A 25,305-nucleotide genomic window follows, 5' to 3' on the forward strand; every position below is an offset into this window, starting at 1 on the left:
CTGTCTCGGCCCGCCCCTCCCGAAGGCAGGCCCGAACGCATCCCGATAAAGCAGTTGCGCGGTATGGGGAAGCTGTGCCGCACCCTCCAAAAGGCCAGCTTGGGTGAAATTCGATTGAGGGGCTGCCAATTCGAATTTCAGCAAGGCTCGGATGCTGGCCGCGACCCGGAGGTCGGAGGTGCAACTCACCTCAAAACTGAATTCATCATGCAGCGCAGGGCAGGCGGCCGGTGCGGCACTCGACGGGCTTGGCCGTCGCGCTCTTGGCCCTGAGGGCGAAGGCGATCAGGGTCTCGTCGCTGGTCTCGGCCTCGCGCACGATCTCCAGGGCGATGCGGCTGCCGAGGGCGGTCGGACCCTTGCGGCCGGCGATGGAGGCGGACAGCCACGCGGACATCTCTCGGGTGATGATTCCGGTGGGGCGCTCGCCGTAGACTGCGAAGTTCACCACTTCCGCCGTGACGAAGGCGGCGAAGCCCTCATGGGTGTCGGCGACGGCGCGGTCCAGCGCCAGCAGCAGGTCGGCCTCTTCACGGCCCATGATGCCGTCCGGGAGGATCTCGCGGGCGAGTTCGCGGACGTCGTCCTGGGTCAGGCGGCCGGCATCGACGATGCGGGTGCAGAACAGTTCAAGCGCCGTGTTGGTCATGATTTGATGCCTCCCCGGCTCGTTGTCGCCGGTGTTTGTCCGTGTCTGTGCTGACAATACGGACCGACAACGCTCGAAGAGGTTAATGGCCAAATCTGAACCCGTGTTCAGGTAAACGGCTGCTCACGATTGAGCCTTTCGGAAATCTTGCTCGCGAGAAGTAAGACTCTCTTCATCGCACCACGACCTTCGTCCCCACAGGCACGCGCCCGTAGAGGTCCATCACGTCTTCGTTGAGCATGCGGATGCAGCCGGAGGAGACTGCCTGCCCGATCGTCTCCGGCTCGTTGGTGCCGTGGATGCGGTAGAGCGTGTCCTTGCGATCCTGCGCGAGGTAGAGGGCGCGGGCTCCGATCGGGCTGAACGGGCCGCCCTCCAGCCGGGGCGGCAGGTCGGGGTGGCGGCCGATCATTTCCGGGGCTGGATTCCAGTCCGGCCATTCGAGCTTGCGGTCGATCTCGGCCCGCCCTGTCCATGCGAGCCCGGCCCGGCCGACGGAGACCGGGTAGCGCATCGCCTTGCCGCCGGGCTGGACGAGATAGAGCCGCCGCTCCGCCGTCTCGACGACGATGGTGCCGACCGGCTCGCGGGTCGCGAAATCGACGGTGGTGCGGGCGAGCGCCGGATCGAGGGGTGCTTTCGGCGCGAGCTTCATCCACGCCGCGTCGCGTTCCGGCCCCGGCGGCAGCTGTGGCACGGCGGGCAGGGCAGCAACCGCCTCGGCCGGCGCCGCGATCTGCGCCGTCTGCGACTGGCAGGCGGCCAGACCGGCGGCCACGGGGAGCAGCCCCGCGAGGAGGAGCCGGGCGGGCAAGGGGCGCATCGACAAGGGGCGCATCGACAAGGGGCGCATCGTTAAGGGGCGCATGGCAGGTGGCTGTCGCAGGAGGAAACGACCGCAGGTTGAGCGGGTGTTTACGGCCAAGCTTAGGCCGGCCGACAGCCCGAGGCGGCTCGTTGTGGAAGAACGTGATCCAGAGCGTTCTTCCGGTTTGCCCTGTTGCGTGCGGGCGACAAGATCGACAAGTTCGAGGCAATGAGAACGGCAAACCTGGCGGTCGCCGGAAACGCCGCATCGGCAACAACATGGTTGCCCTGCCCCCGCAGGGCGGCGCGTGACGAAGCGGGATCGCCGGCCCCCGGCCTCACCGTTTCGCGCACCCGGGAGAAACGGCCCTGAGCACCCTTTACGTCACCCATCCGAGCGCCGCCGAACACGTGGTTCCGACCGGCCATCCGGAGCGGCCCGCCCGCATGCAGGCAGTGGAGCGGGCCCTCGAGAACGAGCGCTTCGCCGCCCTCGTCCGCTGCCACGCGCCGAAGGCGGAGCCGTCCGTCGCCGAACTCGTCCACACCGCGGCCTTCGTCGAGACCATCGTCGCGGCCTCGCCGGACGAAGGCTTCTTCCAGATCGACGGCGACACGCTGATGTCGCCGGGCACACTCAGCACCTGCCTGCACGCGATCGGTGGATCGAACCACGCCGTCGATGCGGTGATGAAGGGCGAGTGCACCAACGCGTTCGTCGGGATGCGTCCCCCCGGCCACCACGCCGAACGCGACCGCGCCATGGGCTTCTGCCTGTTCAACCATGCCGCGATCGCCGTGCGCCACGCCCAGAGAGCGTTCGGCGCCTCGCGCGTCGCGCTGGTGGATTTCGACGTCCACCACGGCAACGGCTCTCAGGACATCTTCTGGGGCGACAGAACCGTGATGTATGCCTCGACCCACCAGATGCCGCTGTTTCCCGGCACGGGCGGAACGGGGGAGCGGGGCGACCACGACACCATCGTCAATGCCCCGCTGAAAGCCTTCGACGGCAGCGAGCTCTTCCGCGAAGCGTTCGAGGCGCGGATCCTGCCGCGGCTCGACGCGTTCGCCCCCGATCTCATCGTGATCTCGGCCGGATTCGACGCGCACAAGCTCGATCCGCTGGCCAACATCCAGCTCGAAGAGGCGGATTTCGGTTGGGCCACGCGCCGGCTTATGGACGTCGCCGACCGCCACGCGGGCGGCCGGGTCGTCTCGATCCTGGAGGGCGGCTACAGCCTCGACGGGCTTGCCCGTTCGGTGGCCGCGCACGTGGACGCGCTGATGGGGCGGTGACGGGACCCGCCCCGGCCTCGAGACGCCGACCCGATCTCGTCCGGTCGGCGTCCTGAGGTGCTTGCTGTGACGCGCATCCTTCCGACGAACGGGTCACCCACTTCGTCGCAACGTGCTCTGGCGGCCTATCGGTGGGTCAGGATCAGGGTGATGAGAACGGCGGCGAAGCTCACGAACATCACGCTGCCGAGGATCGCTCCGGTGATTGCGTTGGCGGAGACGTAGGTTCCGGCGACGCGGCCCAACGCCGGCACGAGGCCGTGCCGGTCGCTCTGGCCTCCGGGGTGCCCGCAGGACGGGCAGGCGACCGCTTTCTCGGAGATGCGGTGATCGCAGGCGGGACAGGCGACGAGGACCATGCGCGCTCCTTTTCCGCAACCGGCGGCAGAATGAGCCACCTCCATGAGGAACTGGGAACGGCCGCGCTTGGCCGCAAGGGGGGGCAGGCGCCCCTGCCTTCAGCCGTCCAGCGGCTCCTCGCTCACCAGCTCGATGCCGAAGCCCGACAGGCCGACATAGGAGCGCGACGAGGAGGACAGGTTGCGGATCGAGACCACGCCGAGGTCGCGCAGGATCTGCGCACCGAGGCCCACCTCGCGCCACTGGCGCACGCGCTGCGCCTCGGCGCCCTCGTCGACGTAGCGGTTGAGCGGGACGCCCGCTGTGCCGTCGCGGAGATAGACGAGGATGCCGCGGCCTTCCTTGGCGAAGCGCCGCATCACGCTCTCGATCTGCCCTCCGCCCTCGATCACGTCGGCGACGACGTTGGAGCGGTGCAGGCGCACCGGCACGTTGCGGCCGTCGCCGATGGCGCCGTGCACGAAGGCGAATTGCTGGATGGGCTCGAACGGCGTGACATAGGCATAGCCGGTCATCGCACCGAACTCGGTCTTGACCGGGAAGGTGCCGACCCGTTCCACCAGCCGGTCGCGGGCCTGACGGTAGGCGATCAGGTCGGCGACCGAGACGCGCTTGAGGCCGTGCTGCTCGGCGAAGGCGTCGATCTGCGGCCCCTTCATCACGGTGCCGTCGTCGTTGGCGAGCTCGCAGATCACGCCGACCGGCGGGACGTTGGCGAGCTTGCAAAGGTCGACCGCAGCCTCGGTATGGCCGGAGCGCATCAGCACGCCGCCATCGCGGGCGATCAGCGGGAAGACGTGGCCGGGCCGCACGAAGTCGCCCGCGCCCATATTGCCGTTGGCAAGCGCGCGGACGGTGTTGCAGCGCTGCTCGGCCGAGATGCCGGTGGTGAGCCCGTGGCGCACGTCCACCGTCACGGTGAAGGCCGTGCCGAGCGGGGCGTCGTTCGAGGCCACCATCGGGTCGAGGTGCAGGCGGCGCGCCTCGTCGAGGGTGATCGGCGCACAGACGATGCCGCAAGTGTTGCGGATGATGAAGGCCATCTTCTCCGGCGTGCAGAGTGAGGCGGCGACGACGAGGTCGCCCTCGTTCTCGCGGTCGTCGTCGTCGGTGACGACCACGATCTCGCCGCGGGCGAAGGCCTCGATGGCCTCGGTGACGCTGCAATGGGGCACGGGCTTCGTCTCGTTCAGCGGTTCCAGGGGGCCGGTCAGGCTTGGTTGCCGACCTGCCCGCGGTGGCGGAGATAGTGATCGGCCAGCACGCACGCCATCATCGCCTCGGCAACCGGCACGGCGCGGATGCCGACGCAGGGATCGTGGCGGCCCTTGGTGATGAGGTCGATCTCGCCGCCGTCGCGGTTCACGCTGCGACGCGGCGTCAGGATCGAGGAGGTGGGCTTCACGGCAAAGCGCACCACGATCGGCTCGCCCGACGAGATGCCGCCCAGGATGCCCCCGGCATGGTTGGCGAGAAAGCGCGGGCGGCCGTCATTGCCGGCGCGCATCTCGTCGGCGTTGTCCTCGCCCCGAAGCGCCGCCGCGGCGAATCCGTCGCCGATCTCGACGCCCTTGACTGCGTTGATCGACATCATCGCCGCGGCCAGATCCGCATCGAGCTTGCCGTAGATCGGCGCGCCGAGGCCGGGGGGCACGCCCTCGGCGACCACTTCGATCACGGCCCCGACGGACGAGCCGTCCTTCCGGATGCCGTCGAGATAGGTTTCGTAGAGCGCCGCCGCCCGTGCGTCCGGACAGAAGAACGGATTGTTGCCGACCTCGGCCCAATCCCAGTTGGCGCGGTCGATGGCGTGCGGGCCCATCTGCACGAGGGCGGCGCGGATGGTGATTCCGGGGATCACCTTGCGCGCGATCGCACCGGCGGCGACCCGCGCCGCCGTCTCGCGGGCGGAGGAGCGTCCGCCGCCGCGATAATCGCGGATGCCGTACTTGGCGTCGTAGGTGTAGTCGGCGTGACCGGGCCGGTAGCTGTCGCGGATCTCGGAATAGTCCTTCGAGCGCTGATCGGTGTTCTCGATCATCAGCGCGATCGGCGTGCCGGTGGTGAGCTGGCGCCCGCCGGTGCGGTCGTCGCTGAACACGCCCGAGAGGATCTTCACCTGATCGAGCTCGCGCCGCTGCGTGGTGAAGCGCGATTGGCCGGGTTTGCGCCGGTCGAGCTCGGCCTGGATCTCCTCGGCCTCCAGCGTAAGGCCGGGCGGGCAGCCGTCCACCACGCAGCCGAGCGCCACCCCATGGCTCTCGCCGAAGGTGGTGACGCGGAACAGGTGGCCGAAGGTGTTGTGCGACATGGCGCGCGTGCCTTAGCGCGGGATGCCGCGAAGGGCCAGCGTTCGGCTGCGGCACCCGACCGGCCTCACGGCGTGAGCCCGCCGCGCGCCTTCAGCGCCCGGTAGGCGGCGAGACCCGTGGCGAGGTCGGCCTGCAGCCGTCGCTCGTCGGCCAGCGCATCGAGATCGTAGCTCAGGCCGAGGATGTGGGCGGCCTCGTAGCCCTCGGGCAATTCACCGGCGCTGCCGAGGGCGATCGACGCCACCGGCAGATCCTTCGAGAAGTCCGAGAGGCGCAGCCGCAGCCGCGCGCCGCTGGCGCGCAGATGGTCGCCCGATCTCGGCCCGTGCTCGCGGATCGCCGCCACCGTGCCCTGTGCCAGCGAGAGATGCACCGCCTGCCGGTGCGCCGGGAAGAGGTAGACGAGGTAGTAGCCGCGGGTCGCGCTCGTCGTCACGGCGGGATCGAACACCGCGAGCCACGGCACCGCGGCCCAGTGGCTGCCGCGTCCAGGGCTGCCCTTGACCAGGAACGGGCCGTCGAGCGGCGCCAGCGCACGGCGCAGCTCGTCCGGCGCCCCTTTTCGGATCACGTGTGCGAGCGGGTGCCCGGCCGGCGGGTCGGTGCGCGCGAGCGGGTATTCCTCGACGATGCGGCGCAGGGCGTAGCCGAGGCTCACGGCTCGCAGACGATGCCGCCCGTGACCGGCGCGGCCACCCCCGTCGTCGTCGGATAGGTGAGCGGCAGGCCCTCCAGCGCCCGCAGGGCGAGATAGGCGAAGGCCTGGGCTTCGAGGAAGTCCGATGACCAGCCGATCGCGTCGGCGTTCATGACTTCCGCTTCGAGAAGCCGCTCCAGCATCGCCATCAGCGTCCGGTTCCTCGCTCCCCCGCCGCCGACGATCCAGCGCGTCGGGCGCTCGCTCGCGAAGGCGAGACTGCGCGCGACGGCGTGGGCGGCAAAGGCCGTGAGTGTCGCCGCCCCGTCCTCGACCGTGAGATAGCCGGCGAGCCGGTGCGAGAACCAGTTTCGGTCCAGCGATTTCGGCGGCGCGCGCAGGATCAGCGGATGGCCGAGCAGGTTCTCGAGCAGTTCCTCGTCCACCCTGCCGCGGGCGGCGGTGGCGCCGTCCTCGTCGAAATCCCGGCCGGTGCGCTCCTTCATCCAGTCGTTGATCGGCCCGTTGCCCGGCCCCGTATCGAAGGCGAGCATGGTCCCGCTCGAATCGATCAGGGTCGCGTTGGCGAGACCGCCGATGTTGAGGATGCCAAGCGGACCGGCGAAGCCGGCCGCCTCGGCCAGAGCCTTGTGGAACACCGGCACCAGCGGCGCGCCCTGTCCCCCCTCGGCCACGTCGTTGGCACGCAGGTCCGACACCACGCGGATGCCGAGGCGCCGGGCCAGCGCCGCGCCGTCGCCGATCTGTACGGTGAGGCCGAGCTTGGGCCGGTGGATCACCGTTTGACCGTGGAAGCCGACGATGTCGATATCCGCCGCGCTCAAGCCGTTGGCCGCCAGGAACGCTTCGATGGCCTCGGCATGGGCGCGGGTGACGAAGTCTTCCGCCTCCGGCAGGCGTCCGGGCCGGTCGTTGCGGTGGTCAATCACTTCGGCGTCGCGGGTCGCCTCGCGCAGCAGCGTCTTCTCGGCCTCGCTGTAGCCGCGATAGCCCGTCGGTCCGAGCGGGTCGATGAAGCCGTTGGCGGATTTCACGACGCGGACCCGCTCGCCGTCGCTTTCGATCAGCGCCACGTCGATCCCGTCCAGCGAGGTTCCGCTCATCAGGCCGATCGCGCGTTTCATCGCCATGGCCGCCCTCTCCCCCGTGTCTTTCGCGGCTTGCCCTGCTAAGAGCGCGCGCGAGCGCTTCCCGTCGCAGGGTTAGCATTCCGGCCGCGCCCGTGTCGCGCCGCCACACAATCCGAGACCGATCACGATGACCGCCGAGAGCTTCGCGCCGAAATCCGACTTCATCCGGGTGCTGCAGGAGCGCGGCTATATCCATCAGGCCTCCGACCTCGCCGGCATCGATGCGCTCGCAGCGGAGGGCGGCCTCACCACCTATACCGGATACGACTGCACGGCGGCCTCGCTCCATGTCGGCCACCTGCTCTCGATCATGATGCTGCACTGGCTGCAGCAGACCGGCGGCAAGCCGGTGGTGCTCATGGGCGGCGGCACCACCCGCGTCGGCGACCCATCGGGACGCGACGAGGCGCGCAAGATCCTGACGCTGGAACAGATCGAGGCCAACAAGGAAGGGATCAAGCAGACGTTCTCGCGCTTCCTCTCCTTCGACGAGGGCGGCAACGGCGCGGTCATGGTCGACAACGCCGAGTGGCTGACGAAGCTCAACTACATCGAGATGCTGCGCGACATCGGCCGGCACTTCTCGGTCAACCGTATGATGTCGATGGACAGCGTGCGGCTGCGGCTGGAGCGCGACCAGGAACTCTCATTCCTCGAATTCAACTACATGATCCTCCAGTCCTACGACTTCGTGGAGTTGAACCGCCGCTTCGGCACCCGCCTGCAGATGGGCGGCTCGGACCAGTGGGGCAACATCGTCAACGGCATCGATCTCGGCCGCCGCATGGGCACGCCGCAGCTCTACGCCCTGACCTGCCCGCTGCTGACCACGTCGTCGGGCGCCAAGATGGGCAAGACGGCGGCCGGCGCGGTGTGGCTCGATGCGGGGATGCTCTCGCCCTACGATTACTGGCAGTTCTGGCGGAACACCGAGGATGCCGATGTCGGCCGCTTCCTCAAGCTGTTCACGCTGCTGCCGCTCCCCGAGATCGAGCGTCTCGCCGCACTTCGCGGCGCGGAAATCAACGAGGCCAAGGCGATCCTCGCCACCGAGGCGACGGGCCTGATGCACGGGGCGGAAGCTGCCGCCGCCGCCGCCGAGACCGCCCGCAAGACCTTCGTGGAAGGCACGCTCGCACAGTCCCTGCCGACGATTGCCGTGCCGGCCGCGGTGCTGGAGGCTGGTCTCGGCGTCCTGACCGCGTTCGGCCCGGACTACGCGCGGCTGGTGCCGTCCACCAGCGAGGCGCGCCGCCAGATCAAGGGCGGGGGCCTGCGGGTCAACGATGTGCAGGTGGGCGACGAGAAGGCGGTGCTGCGCCCGTCCGACCTGACGGCGGAGGGCGTGATCAAGCTCTCGTTCGGGCGCAAGAAGCACGTACTGCTTCGGCCGGAATAGCCTCTTCCGGCAAACGCGGCGGCCCGGCAGCGGCGCGTGCGGGGTTGGAACTTGACGTTCGCAATGCTCATCCGCGATGGCCGGGGCGGACGGAAACGCCGCCCTGCGGCCTCGACCCGATCCGGACGGCTGCGTGTTCAAGAGGCCTTGCGCGGCCGGCCCTCTCTCTCGCGCGCGATCCGTCGTGGAGCGCCGCCGCCGTGCACGGGGTCCGTTGGCATCTGCTCGACAGATCGAGGCACGATTCGATGAGGGAAGGGCCTCGCCAAGTCTGATCTCCGGATCACCGAAAAGGCTCGTCGTCGTCATGAACGGCGATAGATTTTGGGCAGAATTTCCCAAAACAGCGTGCGTCCGTGCAGAAAACAAACCTCGGTCACAAGATCGAATGCGCGTGCTTGCGAGCACTTGCATAGGGCAAATCGGTATTATGCACGCTCAGGTTGTTTTATGGGTCTATTGACTGCCATTGCATGTCTTTCTGAAGGCAAAAATAACATAAGCATATATTAAACTTTGTGATCGTCTATTCGAACTGCGCACAGCCCTCCCTGCCCAGTCGGATCTCATGTCGATCAAATTTCGTCTCATCAGCATCATTGCCGTGCTGGGCCTCGCGGTTACAAGTTTTGCCGGGTCTAGTCTCCTCGGAGCGTGGCGCGAACGGCAGAATGCGGCGCATGCCCAAAGTCTTGCCTCACTCGACTCTGTCCTGACCCGCAGCATGCACAGCTTGCGCTACGAGCGCGGTGCCACGACCTCCGCCCTGTCGCTTGAGACCGCAAATGCCGCCGCCAACCTTGCGGACATGGCGGCACGCCGCAAGGTCGTCGATGAGGCGATGGCCGGCGCAGGCGAGCTGATCGGATCCGGCCTGTCGGATGAGAGCACGCTGGATCTGCGGGGCGTCACGGAGCATTACGAGCGCTGGGTGCAGACACGTCGCGAGGCCGACGCCGCCCTCGCCAAACCCCTGTCGGGACGCGACGCTGCCCTCTCGCGCAGGATCGCTGCACAAGCCACCGATCTCCTGAGGGCGATCGAGGGGGTGATTGCGCGAACCGAGAAGCGCATCCGCGAGGTCGATGCGCGCTTCTCGAACCTGCTGCGGGTTCGGGAGCTGGGTTGGGCTGCGCGCAACTCCGCGGGTGACGCGACCCTGATCGTCATCGATGTCCTTGCGCAGGACAAGTTGATCGCACCGGCGCAGCTCACCGAGTTCAACGCCCTGGATCGGGAGACGAAGTTCATCTTCAAGATCATGCAGGGGATCGTCGAGAACATGCTCGGTCGTGAGCCTCTCAAGGCCTCGATGAGGACCGCACAGAGCCGCTACTTCGATGGCGTTGCTGCGGATCGAACCCGCACGATCGTGCCGGCTCTCTCGGACAAGTCGCTCGAGCGGCCGGCGGTCAGCGCATACCGCTCGCAATTCAATGTCGGACTCGATCAGCTGGCCGAGGTCGTTCTGGTCTCCGTGTCGGAACTCGATGCGATGGCGCAGGCAGCGGCCGAGACTGCGCAGCAGCATCTTCTCTGGCAGGGCCTTCTCTGCCTCGCGGTGCTCGTCCTCGTCGGCGGCGGCGTGCTCTGGGTCATCCGCGGCGTTGCCAAGCCGCTCACCGCCATGACGGGCATCATGACGCGTCTCGCGGAGGCGGATGTGGGCTTCGAGATCCCGTTCCGGCAGCGGCGGGACGAGGTCGGCGCCATGGCAAGGGCCGTGCAGGTCTTCAAGGACAACCTGATCCGCAACCGTCAACTGGAAGAGGAGACGGTTCTCGCGCGGGCCTCGGCCGAGGAGCAGCGCAAGGCCGGGATGCGCCAGATGGCGGACGGCTTCGAGGCCGCGGTGGGTGGCGTCATCGGGATGGTTTCCGCGGCGGCGAGCGAACTGCAGGCCACCGCTCAGAGCATGAGCGCCACCGCCGGACAGACGGCAACCCAGTCCACGAGCGTGGCAGCCGCCGCCGAGCAGGCTGCCGCCAACGTCAACACCGTCGCGGCGGCCGCCGAAGAACTCGGCTCCTCGGTGTCCGAGATCGGTCGGCAGGTCTCAGGTTCGGCCGGCTTGGCGCAAGCCGCGGTGGCCGAGGCCAACGCGACGGCCGGGCTCGTCCAGGATCTGGCCCAGGCGGCCAGCCGCATCGGCGACGTGGTGGCGCTGATCTCCCAGATCGCTGGGCAGACGAACCTGCTGGCGCTCAACGCCACCATCGAGGCGGCTCGAGCCGGTGAGGCGGGGCGCGGCTTCGCGGTGGTGGCCGCCGAGGTCAAGGCGCTGGCCGACCAGACCGCGCGGGCGACTGAGGAAATCTCGGCCCAGATCGGTCGGATCCAGGGCTCGACGGATCAGGCGGTGGGCGCCATCGGCGGCATCGGAACCCGCATCCGCGAAATCGCGGGCGTGGCGGCCTCGATCGCGGCGGCGGTGGAGGAGCAGGGCGCGGCCACCCAGGAGATCGTGCGCAACGTGACCCAGGCGTCGGCGGGCACGGGCGAGGTGACGACGAACATCGCGGGCGTCGCCCGCGCGTCCGAGGAGACGGGCGCAGCGGCCAGCCAGGTGCTCGGTGCGGCGTCCGAACTGTCGCGTCAGTCCGAGCACCTCAATGCCGAGGTCGGGCGCTTCCTCGCCACCGTGCGCGCGGCCTGACGAACCGCGCCGGATCACGAAGCAGGCTCCCGCCCGCTCGCACCGGTGCGGGGGCATGCGACAACCTGCGGGCGCCCCTCAACACCGTCGCGTCGGCTCAGGCGCTGATCCTAACGCTCCGGGCCGCCCTGCCCCGCACCGTTGGCGAAGGCGTCGCCGCTTCCGGCACCGAAGAGTTTTCGGAGAAATCCGGGAGCGACGGCGGAGAGCGGGTTCACGTTCACCGTCGGCTTGGCGATCGGACCCGAGACGTTGAAATTGACCGCGAACAGGCCCTCGTTGCTGCCGCCCGCCAGCAGCGGCCCGAACAGCGGCACCTGCGCCACCACGTTGTTGAGCCCGTAGAGCGGCACGAAGGTGCCGTCGATCTGCGTGCGCTCCTTGGCCGTGTCGAGCCAGCCGCCGGCGGTGAAGCCCATCGCCGCGTTGGAGATCGCCGCGTCGGAGAAACTCACACGCGGGCCGTTGCGGGTGAAATTCGCCCGCATCGTGTCGAAGCCGACATCGTTGGCGTTCGGAGCCGCCCGCCGTCCGTCGGAGGGCGGCGGCGCCTGGGCGACGATGCTCGACAGGGCGGGCTCGTTGCGCAGGGCGAAGTCCTTGATCTGGACGACGCCGGCCTGCGGGCCGTCGTTGAGATAGACGTTGAGCGCCAGCCGTCCGCCATACATCCGCTTGTAGATGTCGAGGAAGCGCAAGGTCGCGCCGGAATCGGAAGAATCGAGAGTGAGCAGCGGCGCGCCGCGCTCGCTTCGGACGACGGCGCTGAGCGGGGCGGCGCCGAAGCGGCCCTTGAACTGTGCGGCGCGGAGGTCACCCCCCTTGAAGCTCGCCTTGAGGGTCGCATTGGTCAGCGACTCGCCGTTGAAACCGGCCACGATGCTGGCGGCGACGTCGGCCTCGATCTCCTTGCCGGGATCCTTGCCCGCCTTGCTGTCGTCGCCCGTCAGCCCCTTGAGGAAGGGCCGCGCATCGATGACCGCTCCTTTCACCGCCACTTTGTAGGTCGAGCCGGCCCGGTCGAGGCTGACGCGCATGTCGTCGCCCGGCGACAGCTTCAGCGTCGTCAGGTCCGCCCGCTCCAGGTTGCCCTCCCCGGAGAGCGTGGCGCTGCCGCGGGCGAGCGCCGGGGCGGCATCGAGGGTGATGTCGCGCAACTCCATCCCGCCGCCGGCCGCCTCCACCAGGGTGAAGCCGAGTCGCCCGGCCTTGCCCGCGGGCTTGTTCCAGCCCGGGAGCAGGCCGTTGATCGAGGCTCGCGTGAGGTCCGCCTCGACGCGGGCCGGCGGCTTGCCGGCGGAGGCAGGGCGTCCCACCGGCACGATCACGCGGGCCGGGATGACGCCGCCGAGCTGCGGAGCGGTGGGAAGGCCGCGTCGGGCCCGGAAGGCATCGTCGAGGGCGAGGCTCACCACCGCCTCGCCTGGGCTGCCGGGTTTGGGCTGCCGCAGGTCGATCGCGACGGCCGCGCCGAGCAGCTTGCCGTCGCCCTTCAGGACGAAGCCGCTGCGGTCGAACGAGAGTGTGAAGCGGCCCGCCTCGAAGCGGTCCTTGCCGACCGCCCGGTCCATGCTGAACTCGGTGAGCGACCCAGTCAGCGTCACCGGCATCTCGGCCAGATCGGGGACGTGCTTGAGGTTGAGCGGCACGTCGAGCCGCAGGTCCGCCTTGCCCTTGATCGTGGCCGGGTCGATCTCGGCCCCCGTGAGCCCCTTGAACATCGGGGTTTCGAGGAGCGCGGCCAGGGAATCGGCCGATCCGGACAGCCGCAGGCCGAGCTGGGCGATGATCTTGTCCGGCTGCGGATCGCGGATGAGGAAGGAGGCATCCGAGATCGACAGGGCCCGCGTGTCGGAGAGGCGGATCTCGGCGGTGGCGTTCTGGATGGTCGTGCTGCGGCCGGTGATCGTGCCGGTGACCCGGCCATGGCTCAGCGGCGGGGCGTCCTGCGAGATGGTCAGATTCGCGTCCGAGACCGCGAAGGCGATGTTGAGCGCCTGATCCGGCATCGGGTCGCCACGGGTGGCGGCGGCGAGTTCCGGGCCGCTCATGTCGATTTGGATGTCGGCCCGATCGAGCCGTCCGCCGCGCAGCTCGTCCACGAGGTAGTTGCGCACGCCGGGCGCGATGTTCTCGGGCCACAGCCGCAGCGCCTTCCGGCCGTCGGTGTCGCCGGCAACGATGTGCAGAGTGATGCCGTCGTCATCGGCCCTTGTGCCGACGGTGCCGCTCAGGCGCCCGTGCAGACCGTCGCCCGCGATCGCGATCGACTCGATGTTCACGCCGCCGGCCCGCCCCGTGAGCCGGCCGGTGATCTCGCCGACGCGGAAGGAGGGATCGCTCCGGGCCGCGCCGCGCAGCAGGGCATCCTTTCCGGCGAAATCCAGGGTCCAGGCATCCTCGGCCCCGGGCGGCCCGATGGCGAAGGCGCCGGTCAGGTGCGCGTCGTTGCCGCCGCCCTTGTAGTCGATGGCCGAGATGGCGAGGGCGCGCCGCTCCTCGTCCCAGGCCGCCTCGGCGCGCAATTCGTCGATGACGACCGGGTTGAAGTCCTTCTCGTCGATGAGGAGCGTGCCGCCGCCGGTCTTCACCTCGGCCTTCATCGTCTGGATGCGCCCGCCGGACAGCGTCACGTCGGCCTTGGCCGAGAGCTTGAGGTCGGTATCCACCGGCATCTTCGAGCGGCCGGACAACAGCAGCAGATCGGTGATGGGCAGGTCGTCCAGGGTGATCACGCCCGCGCGCCGGCCCTCCCCGGCCTCGTGGACGCGCCCGCCGAAGCGCCACTCGCCGTGAGGGCCGTCGATGCGCAGCTCGAATACGCGCGAATCGTCGCTCGTGCCGCGGCGGAACAGGCCGTTCACCCGCTCGAAGCTCGCCTGGTGCCGCGCGTCATCCACCAGGGTCAGGCGACCATTGGTGATCCGTGCCCGGTCGAGGGCGCCAATGACGCCGGCCGGATCGAGCACGACGCCGAAGATCGAGGCGACCGCCGCCGAAACCGGCGAGACGATGCCGCGGGCGGCGTCCACGCTCGGAAGGGTTTGGGGCTTGGCCGCCTCCCCTCGCGCCGGCGCCGAGGCCGCGAAGGCGATGGAGCCGTCGTCGTGGACGAGGGCAGTCATCTCGATGTCGCGGAACTCGATCGAGCGTGGCTGGACCGAGAGGCGCAGCAGGCTCCAGGTGTCGAGGCTGACGACCGCGAGCGGAGCGCGCACCACCAGGGCGCCTTCCGGGTTGTAGATGTCGAGCCCGCCGACCCGCAGCGCCAGCGACGATTCGCTGTCGAGTTCGAGCGCGCTGTCGCTCAAGGCCACCCGCCATCCCGGGCCGAAGCGGCCCGCCACGGCCTCGGCGACCTGATGCGTGAGGCCGTCGATGCGCAGCGGCCCCTGCGACAGCCGCAGGACGACGAGCCCGCCTCCGAGCCCGAGCAGGAACACCAGCAGCAGCGAGCACCAGAGCAGCGGTCGGCGCCGACGGCGCGCTTTGCGCGGCGCACGCGGCTCGACCGTCTCCTGGAGCAGGGTCCTGGCCGTTTCCTGATCCATCACTCGTTCGCTGCTGCACCCGCTGGTTCGGGCGGAGGTCCGTTTGCCGCGGCGCCTGTCCTCAGGATTCGAGCCACTCCGGCATGGCGTCCCAGGAGGTCTGCGTGCATCAGATGAGGCACACCATCAATCGGCCGAAAGGAAGGCGAGATGCCGCTGGAGACGGGCAATGCCGCGCCCCTGTTCGCGTTACCCGGGGCGGGCGGAGAGACCATCTCTCTGGAGAGCCTGCGCGGTCAAAAGATCGTGCTTTATTTCTACCCCAAGGACGACACGAGCGGCTGCACCCTGGAGGCGCAGAACTTCAACGCCCAGAGCGAGGCTTTTGCCGCGGCCGGGACCGTCGTGGTCGGGGTATCCCCCGATTCCGTCAAAAGTCACGACAAGTTCCGAGCGAAATACGGTCTGACGTTTCCACTCGCGTCGGATGAGGCCAAATCGATGCTGGAGACCTACGGGGTCTGGGTCGAGAAGAGTATGTATGGTCGCAAATACATGGGTGTGGAACGTACGACACTGCTGATCGACCGTGAGGGGAACATCGCCCGGATCTGGAACAAGGTCAAAGTACCGGGCCATGTCGAGGAGGTTCTGGCGGCGGCCGAGGCGCTCGCGTGATCCCGCGAAGCCGTTGCTGAAGTTCGTCGCGGGGCCGCTCCGTCCCGATTCTGGAAACGGTGATTCGCAAACCGGGATCCGGCGTATCGTTACGGCGCCGGCCCGGTGAGAACGCGGCAGACTTCCTTAACCTTAATCGTCTGACATCGGCGGCGTACCCGAACGACCGACGTGCCATGACTTCGACTGTCCGGGCCGGCATCAGGGCCGGCCTCTCCCTCTTCCCCCACCGCCATCTCGTCGTCGCCCTCGGCCTCGGACTCGCCGTCTCGACGCTCTGGGCCGCGGCCGCGAGTTACTATCTTGTCTTCCACGACGAGGTGCTGGCGCGCTTCGTCTCCCGCCAGAGCGCGATGCAGTTCGCCTACGAGGAGCGGCTCGGCATCCTGCAGCGCGCCCTCGACCGTTCGGCGGCCGAGAGCGTCGCGGCCCGCGGCAATGTCGAAAGCCGGCTCGCGGCGCTGATCGAGCGGCAGGCCCTGATCGAGAAGCGCCAGGGGCTGCTGTCCGGCTTCGGCGCGGCGGCCGCAGGCCTCGACGGCCCCCTGCCCGCTCCCGTCCCGGTGGCCCAGCCGGCCCCGCGGGTCCAGAAACCGTTCCCGACGCCGGAGCTGCGCATGAGGGGCGAGGACCGCGCGGAAGAGGCCGGCCGCGATACGGCCGGGCGGCTGTCGCGTCTGGAGGATGCGCTTCATCGCGTCGCCGAATCTCAATCGCGCGCCGTAGCCGGCATCGGGCTGCAGGCTGCGCGCAGCGCCGAGCGGTTTCGCGACCTGATCGCCCGCACCGGTCTCTCGCCCGCCCGCTTCGACGCGCCGCCGTCGGGCGTCGGCGGTCCTCTGGTTCCACTCGGATCCGACGCCTTCGAGAGCGCCCTCGCGGATGCCCGACGCCAGATCGACGAGGAGACGCATCTGCGCCGCGTGGCCGCTGCCCTGCCCTTCCGCCAGCCTCTGCCGGGTGAGCTCACCTTCACCAGCAGCTTCGGCGCGCGGCTCGATCCCTTCACCCGAGGCTACGCGCTCCACACCGGCGTCGACATGCGCGCCGAGACCGGCGCCCCGGTCCAGGCAACCGCCGCCGGGCGGGTGACGGCGGCCGAGCATGCCGGCGGCTACGGCACCATGGTCGAGGTCGATCACGGCCGCGGCCTCGTCACCCGATACGCGCATCTCTCCGGCACCGCCGTCGCGGTCGGACAGCGGGTCGAGGCGGGCGCCGTGGTCGGGTTCGCGGGCTCGACCGGCCGGTCCACCGGCAGCCACCTGCATTACGAGACCCGCATCGACGGCGAGCCGGTCGATCCGCAGCGCTTCCTCCGCGCCGGAGCTCAACTCGTCTTCGCGGATTGATTTCTTCGCGGATTGGTGTCGCGCCGCGAACCGTCTCGCGAGCGACGGCGTCGCGATCCCGACGGAAGGCCGGGATCGCGAAGGCAGTCAATCGATGTCCGACACTTCCTCGCCTCCGCCATAGACGCGCTGCGCCAGCGAGGCTTCCATGAACGGGTCGAGATCGCCGTCGAGCACCTCGTCCGGGTCGGTCGATTGGGTGCCGGTGCGCAGATCCTTCACGAGCTGATAGGGCTGCAGCACGTAGGAGCGGATCTGATGGCCCCAGCCGATATCGGTCTTGGCGGCGGCCTCGGCGTTGGCCTTCTCCTCGCGCTTCTTCAGCTCTAGCTCGTACAGGCGGGCGCGCAGCATGTTCCAGGCGGTGGCCCGGTTCTTGTGCTGCGAACGCTCCTGCTGACAGGCCACCACGATGCCGGTCGGGTTGTGCGTGATGCGCACCGCCGAGTCCGTCGTGTTGACGTGCTGGCCGCCCGCGCCCGACGACCGATAGGTGTCGATGCGGCAGTCCGATTCCTTGATCTCGATCTCGATCCGGTCGTCGATGACCGGGTAGACCCAGACGCTGGCGAAGCTGGTGTGCCGCCGCGCGTTCGAGTCGTAGGGCGAGATCCGCACGAGGCGGTGCACGCCGGACTCGGTCTTGAGCCAGCCATAGGCGTTGTGGCCCTTGATCAGGAGCGTGGCGCCCTTGATCCCGGCCTCTTCGCCGTCGGTCATCTCGACGATCTCGACCTTGAACTTCCGGCGCTCGGCCCAGCGGGCATACATGCGCTGGAGCATGTTGGCCCAGTCCTGGCTCTCGGTGCCGCCGGCGCCGGCATGGACTTCGAGATAGGTGTCGAAGCCGTCGGCCTCGCCCGAGAGCAGGGTCTCGACCTGCCGGCTCGCGGCCTCCTTCTCGACCGCCTTGATCGCGTTCTCGCCCTCGGTGATGGAGGCTTGGTCGCCCTCCATCTCGCCGAGCTCGATCAGCGTCGCGGCGTCCTCGAGCTCCTGCTCGAGCTTCTTGATCGCGGTGACGGCCTCGTCGAGCTCCTGGCGCTCGCGCATGACCTTCTGCGCCGCCTCCGGATCGTTCCAGAGGTCGGGGTTCTCGGACGCGGCGTTCAGCTCCGCGAGGCGTTTATCGACGGTGTCCCAGTCAAAGATGCCTCCTCAGCAGCCCTATAGACTGCTTGGCGGCATCCGAGGCCTGCTCGATCTCGGCGCGCATCTGGTGTGAAACTCATATGTCGGTGTGGCCGGGGGTGATACCGGGCGGCTCCCGCCCTGTAAACCGCTGCACCGCGATGCCGAGCCTCCGATCCCGCCGTCTCCACCTCTTCGCCGCCGTCCTGATCGTGATCGCGATGGGCATCGGCGTGCGCTACCTGCCGCTCGGTCTGCCGCGGGAGGTCGTGAAATATGCCGGCTCGGTGCTGTGGGGCGCGATGGTCTACGGGCTCGTCGCCCTCGTCCGCCCGGCCGCGCCCGTCGGCCGGCTCGCCGTCGCCGCCGGGCTCGTCGCGGTACTGGTCGAGCTGTTCCGCCTCGTCCACACGCCGGGACTCGACGCGTTCCGCCTGACGCTGGCGGGGCAGTTGCTGCTCGGGCGGATCTTTTCCGTCTGGAACGTCGTGGCCTATGCCGCCGGCATTGGACTAGCGGCCGGTCTCGATGCGGGGACGCGGCGGCTCGACGGGCGGCGGCGCATGGCCGATAAGCTGGCCATGCCAGGCGTCGCCGAGATCGATCTCAAGCCATATCGTGCGACGATCGAAAGCCGACCGGCCGATCTTTCCTGATGTGATGGTGCTCCTGAGCCGTGGCGTGGCCGGCTTCGAGCCGACCGGCCTGTCTCAGCGCCCGGAGATCGCCCGTACCACCGCCTGGTTCGGCGCAATGTAGCGCTGGAAGTAGGTCTTCCCGCGCGCCTGCGCCGCCTGGATCTGGGCGCGATCGAGCATGCCGGCCGCCTGAATCGCGTTGGCCATGGCGGACTCGTCCATGATCGAGGCGTGGGTCGCCGGATAGATCCAGGCCATGCCCTCGACCGGATCGCGGGGCACGCCCCTTCCCTCGATGTAGAGAATGCCGAGTTCGTTGCCGGCCTTGTAGTGGCCGCCCTTGGCCGCCCGCTCGTACCAGCGCGCGGCCTGCGCCGGGTCGGCGGCGACGCCCTGGCCCTTGCGATAGGCTTGGCCCAGGTTGAAGGCGGCGAGCACGCTGCCGCCCTCCGCCGCCTGCCGGTAGTAGTCGAGAGCCCGCGCCGGGTCGGCCGGAACGGCACGGCCCTCCGCGTAGGCGACGCCGAGATTGTAGAGCGCCTGCGGGTCGCCCTTGGCCGCGCCCGCCTCGAAGGCGCGCATCGCCGCCGGGTAGTCGCCCCGCGCATAGGCCTTGATGCCCTGCGCCACCTGGGCCGAGGCGGACGTCCCGAACAGGGCGGCGAGGACGCCGAGGATGCCTGCCAAGGCCTTCCTCCTCACTTTGCTGCCCGGTCTCACGCTCACTCCGCCGCGGCCTTGCGGCTGTCGAGGAAGGCCGCGTGCTCGGCGACCAGGGCGCCGCTCAGCGCCTTCTCGATCAGCGCCCGCGTGCCCGCCACGCCGTAGAGCGCGATGAACGAGCCGAAGCGGGGGCCCTGCGCCTCCCCGAACAGCACGTTGTAGATCGAGGCGAACCACGTCTTGGAGACGCCGGGCCGCCCGTCCGGGCTCTTGGCCTTGCCCGACAAGTCGGGGAAGTGGCGCCGGCCGACCTCGTAGACCACCGCCTGCAGCGCCTCCGGATCGGTCGAGCCCTCATGGTCCTTGAGCGTCTCGGACAGGTCGCGCAGGGCCGCGGCCTCCTCCTCGGTGGGGGCGCGGTACTGCTTCTGCGGCCGCACGAAGTCGCGATAGTACGCCAGCGCCCGGGTTACGAGGCCGGCGAGCTTCGGATGCGTCTCCGGCCCGACATTCGGGGCGTAGCGGCGGATGAAGCCCCACAAAACCGCCTCGTCCTCGGCATTGGCCACCGCCACGAGGTTGAGCAGCATGCCGAAGGAGAGCGTGGTGCCGGCTTCATCGATGGTCTCGACCGCCGGCGGCGCGCCCGCATGCAGGTGCCAGACCGGGTTGCCGAGCCGGTGCTTCGCCTCCTGACCACTGAAGCGGCCGAGGAAGTTGTCGTACTCGTCGACGTGGCGCGGGATCACGTCGAAGAACAGACGCTTGGCCTCGCGCGGCTTGTTGTACATGAACAGGGCGAGCGATTCCGGGGTCGCGTAGGTCAGCCACTCGTCGATGGTCAGGCCGTTGCCCTTCGACTTCGAGATCTTCTGGCCCTTCTCGTCGAGGAAGAGTTCGTAGTTGAACCCCTCCGGCGGCTCGGCACCGAGGGCGCGGGCGATCTGGCCCGAGAGCTTGACCGAATCGATCAGGTCCTTGCCCGCCATCTCGTAATCGACGCCGAGCGCGACCCAGCGCATCGCCCAGTCGGGCTTCCACTGCAGCTTGGCGTGGCCGCCGGTCACCGGCGTCTCGTAGGTCTCGTTCGTCGCCGGATCGCGCCAGACGATGGTGCCGGCGCTCGGCCGCACCTCGTCGATCGCCACCTGCATCACGTGGCCGGTCACCGGGTGGATCGGCAGGAAGGGCGAGTAGCTCGCCGAGCGCTCGGCCCGCAGCGACGGCAGCATGATCGCCATCACCGCGTCGTAGCGCTCGAGGACGAGGCGCAGCGTGTCGTCGAAGACGCCGGAGGCGTAGCACTCGGTGGCCGAGCGGAACTCGTAATCGAAGCCGAACGCGTCGAGGAAGCGGCGCAGCTCGGCGTTGTTGTGGTGGCCGAAGCTCTCGTGCGTCCCGAAGGGATCCGGCACCTGGGTCAGCGGCAGGTTGAGCGCGTCGCGCAGCATCTCCCGGTTCGGCACGTTGTCCGGCACCTTGCGCAGGCCGTCCATGTCGTCCGAGAAGGCGATCAGCCGGGTCGGCACCGCATCCCTCGTCAGCACGCGGAAGGCGTGGCGCACCATCGAGGTGCGCGCCACCTCGCCGAAGGTGCCGATATGCGGCAGGCCCGAGGGGCCGTAGCCGGTCTCGAACAGCACCTCGCTCTTCGGCTTCTTCTCCAGCCGCGCCACGAGCTTGCGCGCCTCCTCGAACGGCCAGGCGGCGGCGGAGGCGGCGGCCTCCAGGATATCGGGGTCGAGACGAAGGGGCGCGGACATCGGAAAGGGGCTTTTCGGGGTTCAGGACGGGCGCCGCACCGGCCGTGCGGGCCGGGGCGCGAGAGCGGGCAACCTATGGAGCGGGGGAGCCTGGGTCAACGCAGGGCCGGTCATCCCCGGCCGAGCAGCATCAGCCAGCCGATGGTGGTCGCCGTCGCGGCCAGCGTCGAGACCAGCACGGCCGCGGCGACCAAGCCCTGCTCGCTCTTGTAGCGCGCGGCGAGCAGGTAGGCGTTGATGCCCACCGGCATCGCCGCGAACAGCACGGCGACGCCGGCATAGGCCGGCGGCATGGTGAAGACGTGGAAGGCCAGGAGGTAAACCGCGAGCGGGTGCAGTCCGAGCTTCAGGGCCGCGACGATGCTGGCGCCGGGCAGATCGTGGAGACCCCTATAGCGGGTGAGGCCGGCGCCGAGCGCGATCAGCGCGCAGGTCGAGGCGGTGCCGCCGAGCGAATCGACCAGCGCCTTCGGGATGCCCGAGAGCGAGAGCCCGGTCGCCTTCATCGCCATGCCGACGGCGAGCGCCAGGAAGATCGGATTTTTCGCGAGCACGAGGCCGAGCGCCGCGAGGCGCTGATGCACGGGCCGCCCGCCCTCCGATTCGATCAGGAAGGTCGCCGCGCCCATCATCAGCGGCAGGTGGACGGCCAGCAGCATGAAGAGCGGAAAGGCTCCGGCCTCGCCATAGGCCTGGAGGATCATCGGCACGCCGACGAAGACCGTGTTCGACTGGCTGGCGGCGAAGCCGTGCAGCACGGCGCCGCGCCGGTCCACGCCCTCGGTACGGCGTCCGATCAGCGAGCCGGTGGCCCAGGCGATGGCGGCCCCGCCGAAATAGCTCGCCCAGTAGCCCCAGGCGACCTCACCCGAGAGGCCCGGCCGCGTCAGCGTCGAGACGATCAGCGCCGGCACCGCCAGGGAGAAGACGTATTCCGACAAGCCGTCGCCGACCCGCTCGGAGATGATCTTGGTCAGCGAGGCGAGCCAGCCGACGAGGACGAGGCCGAAGATCGGGATGATGAGAGTGAGCGCCGTCATCGGACGCGGGTACCTTGGGACGCGGGTGACCTGCCGAACGGAAAAGGCCACCGGGCGCGATCCGCGCATCCGGTGGCCTTCCGATTCTTTGAAGAGAAGACGCTCGGGCCTCGATTCGGCCCTGGGCACTTACGCGGCGGCGGGGGCCGCGGTCTCGGCGAGCTTCTTCTCGATGTCGCGCTTGAGCAGGCGGGCGGTCTGCGACAGCTCGATCTCACGGGCCTTGATGAGGAAGGCGTCGAGGCCGCCGCGGTGCTCGACCGAGCGCAGCGCGTGGGCGGTCACGCGGAGGCGGACGCGGCGGTTGAGGGCGTCCGACTGCAGCGTGACGTTGCAGAGGTTCGGCAGGAACCGGCACTTGGTCTTCCGGTTCGAGTGGCTCACGAGGTGACCGACCTGGACGGCCTTGCCCGTGAGTTCGCAGCGACGCGACATCGTTACAGTCCTGTCAACGTTAGGCCGGGTCTCGGCGCTGAAGCGTTTCGGCAATGCCACACGGCTCTCGCGCCGAGGGCGTCGAACCCTCGCGACAATCGATACCGGCGGAGTCCTATGGAAGTGGCGAGCCTATAGGGGAGATGCGCCGGATTCGTCAAGGTCGGAGGGCGAGAAGTTCCGCGGAAGAAGCCGCCCGATCACTGGATCGTCGTCCGCGCGAGCTGCCGCCCCGGAGCCGGGGCCGCGGCCTGCGCCGTCTTCGGCGCCGTGCGCCGAGCCGCCATGGCGCGCAGCTCCCGCACGTTGGCGGCGGCTTCCGCCGGACCGAGATCCTGGGCCAGAACCTGCTCCGCCTCGTCGTAGCGGCCCTTGAGGCCGAGCACCAGGGCGAGGTTCTGGCGCACGCGGGCATCCGCCTTCGGCTGCGAGACCGCGAGGCGAAGGGTCGTCTCGGCCTCGTCGAGGCGCTTGGAGAGCGCGTAGGACAGGCCGAGATTCGACAGCACGCGCGGTTCGTTCGGCGCGATCTTGAGGGCTGCGTCGTACAGGCTCTGCGCCCGGGCGTGATCGCCGGTTTCGTCCGCCACCGTCCCCTGCGCGGAGAGCACGCGCCAATCGGGCTGGGCCGGGCTGTGGGCGTTTTGAAGGACCTCGTTGGCCTCCTGGTAGCGGCCGGCATCGGCGAGGCTCTTGCCGTAGGCGGCGAGCACCGTCTTGTCCTTCGGGTTGCGCAGGGCGAGTTGCTGCAGCACCGCCACCGCCTGGGACTTCTGGTCGGTCGCCCGGAGCGCCGCGGCGTAACGCATCGCGTTGCGGGCATCGCTTGGGTCGGAATTGTAGCGTTCCGCCAGGGCCTCGATCTCGGCGCGGGGCGAGCGCTCCGCGCGGCTCTTGCCGAACGGGTTGAGGCTACCGAGCGAGCCGGTGGTCTCCGGCGAGCGGGTCTGGCAGCCGGCCAGCCCAAGGCCCACCAGGGCCAGAGCGAGCAGGCGGCGGGTGCGGACCGTTCCAGGCTGGCCCGTGGCCCTGCCGCAGATGCCGGTCATGTCGTCCTCTCCCCCAATCCCACGGCCGGCGCTTGCGCCGTGCCGATGGCGGGGTGATAGAGCGTTAACCCTAATGGCCGGTTAAGTTTATTTTCCATGACCTCAGACCCGACTCGGCACGACGCCACCCTCCTCGATGCGGCCGTCGGCGCGATCCCGATCCGCTGCGTGACGGAGGAGGGATGGCAGGCGGTCGAGGCGGGCCTGCCGCCGTTCCAGCGCAGCTTCGCCGCCGCCACCGGGTTCCGCCCGAAGGCAGGCCGTGTCGCGCTGCTGCCCGGCGAGGACGGCGTCCTCGGCCTCGTCCTGCTCGGCCTCGGCGAGGTGAAGGAGGGGCATCGCGACCGGTTCCTCGCCGGCAAGCTTCCGGGTGCCCTGCCGGCGGGCGACTACCGTTTCGAGCCCTGCGACGCCCTCGATGCCGGCGAGGCGGCGCTGGCATGGCTGCTCGGCAGCTACCGGTTCGACCGCTACCGCAAGCCGGGCGACCCAAGCCCGCGCCTCGTGGCCCCGGATGGCGTCGATGCGGCGGCGGTCGGACGGATCGCGCGAGCAGTCACGGCCGGGCGCGACCTCATCAACACCCCCGCCAACGACCTCGGGCCGGCCGAGGTGGAGGCCGCCACGCGGACCCTGGGCGAGCGGTTCGGCGCGGCGGTTGCCGTGACGGCGGGTGAGGATCTGGCGAAGGAATTTCCTCTCGTCCACGCGGTGGGGGCCGCCTCGCCGCGCGCGCCCCGGCTTATCGATCTGACCTGGGGCGCGCAGGACGCGCCGCGGGTGACGCTGGTCGGCAAGGGCGTGGTGTTCGATACCGGCGGCCTCGACATCAAGCCCGCCTCCAACATGCTCCTGATGAAGAAGGACATGGGCGGCGCCGCTGCGGCCCTGGCGGCGGCGGAGATGATCATGGGCGCCGGCCTGCCCGTGCGGCTGCGGCTGATCGTGCCGAGCGTCGAGAACGCCATCGCCGGCGACGCCTTCCGCCCCGGCGACGTGATCCGCTCCCGCGCCGGCCTCACCGTCGAGATCGGCAATACCGATGCGGAAGGGCGCCTGATTCTCGCCGACGCGCTGGCGCTCGCCGATGCCGAGGAGCCGGACCTGATCCTCGATTTCGCGACGCTGACCGGCGCCGCCCGCGTCGCGCTCGGTCCCGATCTGCCGGCCTTCTTCACCGAGGACGAGGGGCTGGCGGGCGCCGTCGCGGAGGCGGGCCTGCGCGTCAACGATCCCGTGTGGCGCCTGCCGCTGCATCCGCCCTACGCGAGCCAGCTCGATTCGAAGGTCGCCGATCTCAACAACGCGCCCGGCGGCGGTTTCGCCGGCGCGATCACGGCGGCCCTTTTCCTGCGCCGCTTCGTGCGCCGGACCCGGGCGCACGTGCATTTCGACCTCTACGGCTGGAACCCCTCGACCAAGCCCGGACGGCCGGAGGGCGGCGAGGTGCAGACGGCCCGCCTCGCTTACGCCCTCGTGGCCGAGCGCTACCGCCGCAAGCTTTGAGGCGCTCAGGGGGCGGCGCGTTCCGTGTCAGCGCCGCCCGGACGACGGCGGCGCCTCCGGCAGGCGGCGTTCCTGAACCCGCGCCACGCTCGGCGGAAGTCCGTCCTCCGGTTTCCCCGAGCCCGGCTGGCCGGGGGCGGAGAGGTCGCGCGAGCCCCCATGTTCGAAGGCCCAGCCCGCATTTACGCCGGCATAGAATCCGGTGAAGTCCTCCGCCGCGGCTGGTGCCCCGCACAGGAGGAGCAGGCCGAGCGCGCTCACGGTCCGACGCATCGCGTTCTCATCATGA

Annotated in this window: 22 protein-coding genes; 7 read left to right on the forward strand and 15 right to left on the reverse strand. The window is 69.4% G+C overall.

Going from position 1 to position 25,305, the window contains the following annotated elements; all coding sequences use genetic code 11:
* Nucleotides 1–205 precede the first annotated feature (205 nt).
* Nucleotides 206–649: a hypothetical protein gene (locus HNR01_RS02600; protein WP_183666456.1), complete on the reverse strand. Its 444-nt coding sequence runs from the start codon at nt 647–649 to the stop codon at nt 206–208.
* 172 nt (nt 650–821) lie between these two features.
* Nucleotides 822–1,472 carry a L,D-transpeptidase gene (locus tag HNR01_RS02605; protein WP_153873831.1) on the reverse strand — a complete coding sequence of 217 codons (651 nt, stop codon included), beginning with the start codon at nt 1,470–1,472 and terminating at the stop codon, nt 822–824.
* 353 nt (nt 1,473–1,825) lie between these two features.
* Between HNR01_RS02605 and HNR01_RS02610 the strand changes: the two genes are divergently transcribed.
* Nucleotides 1,826–2,755 (forward strand): histone deacetylase family protein, encoded by a 930-nt coding sequence (locus HNR01_RS02610; RefSeq protein ID WP_026105792.1) that lies wholly within the window; start codon nt 1,826–1,828, stop codon nt 2,753–2,755.
* Between the two features lie 125 nt (nt 2,756–2,880).
* On the opposite strand, the gene HNR01_RS02615 is transcribed toward HNR01_RS02610, so the two are convergent.
* The 5 genes from HNR01_RS02615 to HNR01_RS02635 form a co-directional block, all read right to left on the reverse strand.
* On the reverse strand, nt 2,881–3,114 hold the full coding sequence (locus tag HNR01_RS02615; RefSeq protein WP_017486248.1) for a zinc ribbon domain-containing protein: 234 nt from the start codon (nt 3,112–3,114) through the stop codon (nt 2,881–2,883).
* Between the two features lie 99 nt (nt 3,115–3,213).
* The gene (gene ribB, locus HNR01_RS02620; protein ID WP_183666457.1) at nt 3,214–4,290 is read right to left on the reverse strand and encodes a 3,4-dihydroxy-2-butanone-4-phosphate synthase; all 1,077 of its coding nucleotides are present in this window, start codon (nt 4,288–4,290) and stop codon (nt 3,214–3,216) included.
* 35 nt (nt 4,291–4,325) lie between these two features.
* On the reverse strand, nt 4,326–5,426 hold the full coding sequence (aroC, locus tag HNR01_RS02625) for a chorismate synthase (protein WP_183666459.1): 1,101 nt from the start codon (nt 5,424–5,426) through the stop codon (nt 4,326–4,328).
* 65 nt (nt 5,427–5,491) lie between these two features.
* Entirely contained in the window at nt 5,492–6,085 is a 594-nt protein-coding gene (locus HNR01_RS02630; protein ID WP_183666461.1) for a DUF3578 domain-containing protein, read from the reverse strand.
* Nucleotides 6,082–7,215, reverse strand: a complete 1,134-nt coding sequence (locus HNR01_RS02635; RefSeq protein ID WP_183666463.1) for an anhydro-N-acetylmuramic acid kinase — start codon at nt 7,213–7,215, stop codon at nt 6,082–6,084. Before HNR01_RS02635 ends, HNR01_RS02630 begins: the two co-directional genes overlap by 4 nt.
* A gap of 127 nt (nt 7,216–7,342) precedes the next feature.
* Here HNR01_RS02635 and tyrS point away from each other — a divergent pair, with 127 nt between their 5' ends.
* Together tyrS and HNR01_RS02645 are read left to right on the forward strand one after the other, a co-directional pair.
* Complete coding sequence (gene tyrS / locus HNR01_RS02640; RefSeq protein ID WP_153873782.1) at nt 7,343–8,614, forward strand: tyrosine--tRNA ligase; 1,272 nt, start codon at nt 7,343–7,345, stop codon at nt 8,612–8,614.
* Between the two features lie 724 nt (nt 8,615–9,338).
* Complete coding sequence (locus HNR01_RS02645) at nt 9,339–11,270, forward strand: methyl-accepting chemotaxis protein (RefSeq protein ID WP_246417374.1); 1,932 nt, start codon at nt 9,339–9,341, stop codon at nt 11,268–11,270.
* A gap of 110 nt (nt 11,271–11,380) precedes the next feature.
* On the opposite strand, the gene HNR01_RS02650 is transcribed toward HNR01_RS02645, so the two are convergent.
* A complete protein-coding gene (locus tag HNR01_RS02650; protein ID WP_183666467.1) occupies nt 11,381–14,821 on the reverse strand; it encodes an AsmA-like C-terminal region-containing protein in 3,441 nt (1,146 codons plus the stop codon).
* A gap of 150 nt (nt 14,822–14,971) precedes the next feature.
* Between HNR01_RS02650 and HNR01_RS02655 the strand changes: the two genes are divergently transcribed.
* Both HNR01_RS02655 and HNR01_RS02660 read left to right on the forward strand, forming a co-directional pair.
* Nucleotides 14,972–15,439 carry a peroxiredoxin gene (locus tag HNR01_RS02655; protein ID WP_183666469.1) on the forward strand — a complete coding sequence of 156 codons (468 nt, stop codon included), beginning with the start codon at nt 14,972–14,974 and terminating at the stop codon, nt 15,437–15,439.
* 176 nt (nt 15,440–15,615) lie between these two features.
* Complete coding sequence (locus tag HNR01_RS02660) at nt 15,616–16,791, forward strand: M23 family metallopeptidase (RefSeq protein WP_183666471.1); 1,176 nt, start codon at nt 15,616–15,618, stop codon at nt 16,789–16,791.
* Nucleotides 16,792–16,878: 87 nt separating this feature from the next.
* Here the strand turns inward: HNR01_RS02660 and prfB are convergent.
* Nucleotides 16,879–18,007 (reverse strand): peptide chain release factor 2 gene (prfB, locus tag HNR01_RS02665; protein ID WP_153873777.1). Its coding sequence is split into 2 segments (ribosomal slippage): nt 16,879–17,937 and nt 17,939–18,007, totalling 1,128 coding nucleotides; the frame shifts between segments, so codons are not numbered across the junction.
* Between the two features lie 76 nt (nt 18,008–18,083).
* Between prfB and HNR01_RS02670 the strand changes: the two genes are divergently transcribed.
* Entirely contained in the window at nt 18,084–18,578 is a 495-nt protein-coding gene (locus HNR01_RS02670; protein WP_183666473.1) for a ribosomal maturation YjgA family protein, read from the forward strand.
* A gap of 54 nt (nt 18,579–18,632) precedes the next feature.
* Here the strand turns inward: HNR01_RS02670 and HNR01_RS02675 are convergent, their stop codons facing one another.
* The 5 genes from HNR01_RS02675 to HNR01_RS02695 form a co-directional block, all read right to left on the reverse strand.
* Nucleotides 18,633–19,247 carry a tetratricopeptide repeat protein gene (locus HNR01_RS02675; RefSeq protein ID WP_183666475.1) on the reverse strand — a complete coding sequence of 205 codons (615 nt, stop codon included), beginning with the start codon at nt 19,245–19,247 and terminating at the stop codon, nt 18,633–18,635.
* A gap of 35 nt (nt 19,248–19,282) precedes the next feature.
* Complete coding sequence (locus HNR01_RS02680) at nt 19,283–20,986, reverse strand: lysine--tRNA ligase (RefSeq protein ID WP_183666477.1); 1,704 nt, start codon at nt 20,984–20,986, stop codon at nt 19,283–19,285.
* 110 nt (nt 20,987–21,096) lie between these two features.
* Nucleotides 21,097–22,026 carry an AEC family transporter gene (locus HNR01_RS02685; protein ID WP_183666478.1) on the reverse strand — a complete coding sequence of 310 codons (930 nt, stop codon included), beginning with the start codon at nt 22,024–22,026 and terminating at the stop codon, nt 21,097–21,099.
* 129 nt (nt 22,027–22,155) lie between these two features.
* Nucleotides 22,156–22,461 (reverse strand): 50S ribosomal protein L28, encoded by a 306-nt coding sequence (rpmB, locus tag HNR01_RS02690; protein WP_017486232.1) that lies wholly within the window; start codon nt 22,459–22,461, stop codon nt 22,156–22,158.
* Between the two features lie 200 nt (nt 22,462–22,661).
* Nucleotides 22,662–23,510 (reverse strand): tetratricopeptide repeat protein, encoded by an 849-nt coding sequence (locus tag HNR01_RS02695; protein WP_183666480.1) that lies wholly within the window; start codon nt 23,508–23,510, stop codon nt 22,662–22,664.
* Between the two features lie 96 nt (nt 23,511–23,606).
* Between HNR01_RS02695 and HNR01_RS02700 the strand changes: the two genes are divergently transcribed.
* Nucleotides 23,607–25,016, forward strand: coding sequence for a leucyl aminopeptidase family protein (locus tag HNR01_RS02700; RefSeq protein WP_183666482.1), 1,410 nt, complete (start codon nt 23,607–23,609; stop codon nt 25,014–25,016).
* A gap of 27 nt (nt 25,017–25,043) precedes the next feature.
* Here the strand turns inward: HNR01_RS02700 and HNR01_RS02705 are convergent, their stop codons facing one another.
* Entirely contained in the window at nt 25,044–25,289 is a 246-nt protein-coding gene (locus tag HNR01_RS02705) for a hypothetical protein (protein WP_183666484.1), read from the reverse strand.
* Between the last annotated feature and the right edge of the window lie 16 nt (nt 25,290–25,305).

Source organism: Methylorubrum rhodesianum, assembly GCF_014199985.1.
In the GTDB taxonomy this organism is placed as follows: domain Bacteria; phylum Pseudomonadota; class Alphaproteobacteria; order Rhizobiales; family Beijerinckiaceae; genus Methylobacterium; species Methylobacterium rhodesianum.

What these genes read in the sequence shown, in the direction of transcription:
- HNR01_RS02600 (WP_183666456.1), bottom strand. Translation starts at nt 649, where the DNA reads ATGACCAACACGGCGCTTGAACTGTTCTGCACCCGCATCGTCGATGCC.
- HNR01_RS02605 (WP_153873831.1), bottom strand. Translation starts at nt 1,472, where the DNA reads ATGCGCCCCTTGCCCGCCCGGCTCCTCCTCGCGGGGCTGCTCCCCGTG.
- HNR01_RS02615 (WP_017486248.1), bottom strand. Translation starts at nt 3,114, where the DNA reads ATGGTCCTCGTCGCCTGTCCCGCCTGCGATCACCGCATCTCCGAGAAA.
- aroC (WP_183666459.1), bottom strand. Translation starts at nt 5,426, where the DNA reads ATGTCGCACAACACCTTCGGCCACCTGTTCCGCGTCACCACCTTCGGC.
- HNR01_RS02635 (WP_183666463.1), bottom strand. Translation starts at nt 7,215, where the DNA reads ATGGCGATGAAACGCGCGATCGGCCTGATGAGCGGAACCTCGCTGGAC.
- tyrS (WP_153873782.1), top strand. Translation starts at nt 7,343, where the DNA reads ATGACCGCCGAGAGCTTCGCGCCGAAATCCGACTTCATCCGGGTGCTG.
- HNR01_RS02645 (WP_246417374.1), top strand. Translation starts at nt 9,339, where the DNA reads ATGCACAGCTTGCGCTACGAGCGCGGTGCCACGACCTCCGCCCTGTCG.
- HNR01_RS02650 (WP_183666467.1), bottom strand. Translation starts at nt 14,821, where the DNA reads ATGGATCAGGAAACGGCCAGGACCCTGCTCCAGGAGACGGTCGAGCCG.
- HNR01_RS02655 (WP_183666469.1), top strand. Translation starts at nt 14,972, where the DNA reads ATGCCGCTGGAGACGGGCAATGCCGCGCCCCTGTTCGCGTTACCCGGG.
- HNR01_RS02660 (WP_183666471.1), top strand. Translation starts at nt 15,616, where the DNA reads ATGACTTCGACTGTCCGGGCCGGCATCAGGGCCGGCCTCTCCCTCTTC.
- HNR01_RS02670 (WP_183666473.1), top strand. Translation starts at nt 18,084, where the DNA reads ATGCCGAGCCTCCGATCCCGCCGTCTCCACCTCTTCGCCGCCGTCCTG.
- HNR01_RS02680 (WP_183666477.1), bottom strand. Translation starts at nt 20,986, where the DNA reads ATGTCCGCGCCCCTTCGTCTCGACCCCGATATCCTGGAGGCCGCCGCC.
- HNR01_RS02685 (WP_183666478.1), bottom strand. Translation starts at nt 22,026, where the DNA reads ATGACGGCGCTCACTCTCATCATCCCGATCTTCGGCCTCGTCCTCGTC.
- rpmB (WP_017486232.1), bottom strand. Translation starts at nt 22,461, where the DNA reads ATGTCGCGTCGCTGCGAACTCACGGGCAAGGCCGTCCAGGTCGGTCAC.
- HNR01_RS02695 (WP_183666480.1), bottom strand. Translation starts at nt 23,510, where the DNA reads ATGACCGGCATCTGCGGCAGGGCCACGGGCCAGCCTGGAACGGTCCGC.
- HNR01_RS02700 (WP_183666482.1), top strand. Translation starts at nt 23,607, where the DNA reads ATGACCTCAGACCCGACTCGGCACGACGCCACCCTCCTCGATGCGGCC.
- HNR01_RS02705 (WP_183666484.1), bottom strand. Translation starts at nt 25,289, where the DNA reads ATGCGTCGGACCGTGAGCGCGCTCGGCCTGCTCCTCCTGTGCGGGGCA.